Below are 2,027 nucleotides of genomic sequence, written 5' to 3'. Positions count from 1 at the left end.
TCCGGCATCTGGACGGAAGCGCTGGAGCCGAGGATTCCGCTTCTTCTCAAATCCGCCGAGCCCGCTCTCGCGATCCTTCTCGTCGGCACTAACGATGCCAAGAAGGATTGCAGCGAAAGCGGCCTCGATGGCGCGATGAAGAATCTTGATGGGATCGTAGGCCATTTCGAGAGCGCAGGCGTGCCCCTGATCGCCATGACGCCGCCGCCCGTGGAGCGGGGCAAGCGCCTCACCAGCTTCTATTCCGCCGATGCCATGGCAACCATGAGCCGCCGCATATGCGAAACCTGCAACGGCCGTGCCAGCGCCATCGTCGATCTGCAATCGGCCCTGGCGGACGGCGAGGGCGCCGCGCGCAACGGGATGACCGTCGATGGCATCCATCTCTCGGCTAAAGGGTACCGATTGATGCACGACATGCTGGCGAGGGCAGTAACGGTGGTGACGAAGTGAGTGAAGCGTTGAAGATCGTCGAACCTGTTCTGCGTCCCGTCGTCGATGAGGACGCGCAGGATCTCTTCGGCCTGCTGTCCTTGTGCTTCGCGGAATATCCGGGCTGCTTCATCGATCCTCACGACGATCTCAAGGACCTGCGCGCACCAGGCTCTCATGACAGGAAGAACGGCGTTCTCTGGGTGACGGAGGATGAGCGCGGACGCGTCTGCGCCTGTGTTTCCGTGGACTTCCCTGCAACGGGGACAGCGGAACTGCATCGTCTCTACGTGCGGCCCGATCAGCGCGGCAAGGGCCTGGGCTCGTTCCTCGTTCACGCCATCGAGCGGTATGCCCGCGCGGCGGGAGCGCGCCGCATGATCTTCTGGTCGGACACGCGCTTCACCGACGCGCACCGCCTCTACAAACGCCTCGGCTTCACGCAAACAGGCGCGCAGCGCAATCTCGGCGACATCTCGAACTCAGTGGAGTTCTTTTTCGAGAAGAATCTTTGAGGCTGTGAATATCGCTCTTCCATCATGGCCGGGCTCATTGCGGGCATCCACGTCTTCATAACCATCTCACCGACCTCATCCTGAGGAGGTCGGTGAGATGGGGAGTGTGCAAGACGTGGATCCCCGGAACAAGTCCGGGGATGACGTGAAGAGGGATCAAGGAATCTCGTACACCGAGAACACATCGTTGATCCCGCGCAGGGTCGTCTTCTGCAGCGTGGCATGAAGGCCCTTCGTCTCGATCAGCTCCAACGCTTCCGGATTCTCGATGACAGTTCCCGTCGCGTAGATGGAGCGTGAGGCGGCAAGCCCCTGCACGCGCGAGGCAATGTTCACCGTCTGCCCGAAATAATCCTGCCGGTCATTGAAAACCACCGCGAGGCATGGCCCCTCGTGGATGCCGATCTTCAGCAGCAGGTCCTCCTGTCCGTGCTGCTCGTTGAGGCTGCGCATGGCCTCACGCATTCTCAAGGCTGCCGAGATCGCATGTTCCGGGCTGGGGAAAGTTGCCATCACCGCATCGCCGATGGTCTTCACTACGGCTCCCGCTTCGGATGCCACGATCTCGTTGAGCGCGCGGAAATGTTCGCGCACGAGATCGTAGGCGACGAGATCGCCCACGCGCTCGTAGAGCTCGGTCGATCCCTTCAGGTCCGTGAAGAGGAAGGTAAGGCTCGTGATTTTGAGGCGCTGGTCGATATCGAGCGTTTCCGTGCGATAGAGATCGCGGAACGTCTGGTTCGTCAGCAGGCGCTTGGCCGTGAGGAAGGGGCGGCGCCTTTCGAGCAGCCCGTGAAGGGCATCGTTTGCAAGCCATATGGCCGGCAGGGTGCGATGCTTGGTGTGGTTTTCGAGCAGAAGCCGCGCGGGGCCGGGGCGCAGTTCCAGCTTCCGGTTTTCCGCGTGCAACTCGCTCAGGATCATCGACAGGTTCTGGCGCTCGCGGGTGGGCTCTCCCTTCACGTCGAGGAACTGGGTTGAGTGGGTGACGGGATCGAAGAGGATCAGGAAGGCCTCCGGCAGCTGCAGCGAGAGGATGACCCGCTCGCCGGCCGGAAGCTCAACCGCATCGAGCATGAT

General features: G+C 61.7%; 3 protein-coding genes. 2 read left to right on the top strand and 1 reads right to left on the bottom strand.

Annotated elements, in window-relative coordinates:
- Both ACXJKO_RS31460 and ACXJKO_RS31455 read left to right on the top strand, forming a co-directional pair.
- Positions 1-453 (top strand): SGNH/GDSL hydrolase family protein (locus tag ACXJKO_RS31460; protein WP_457094925.1); only part of this gene is annotated, 453 nt, incomplete at its 5' end.
- On the top strand, positions 450-947 hold the full coding sequence (locus ACXJKO_RS31455) for a GNAT family N-acetyltransferase (RefSeq protein ID WP_457094924.1): 498 nt from the start codon (positions 450-452) through the stop codon (positions 945-947). The genes ACXJKO_RS31460 and ACXJKO_RS31455, both read left to right, overlap by 4 nt.
- Positions 948-1,103: 156 nt before the next feature.
- On the opposite strand, the gene ACXJKO_RS31450 is transcribed toward ACXJKO_RS31455, so the two are convergent.
- On the bottom strand, positions 1,104-2,027 hold a 924-nt coding region (locus ACXJKO_RS31450; RefSeq protein WP_457094923.1), incomplete at its 5' end, for a DUF5939 domain-containing protein.

Source organism: Microvirga sp. P5_D2, assembly GCF_054049475.1.
Note: the sequence above shows the minus strand (reverse complement) of the source record. Positions and strands in the feature narration are given on the sequence as shown.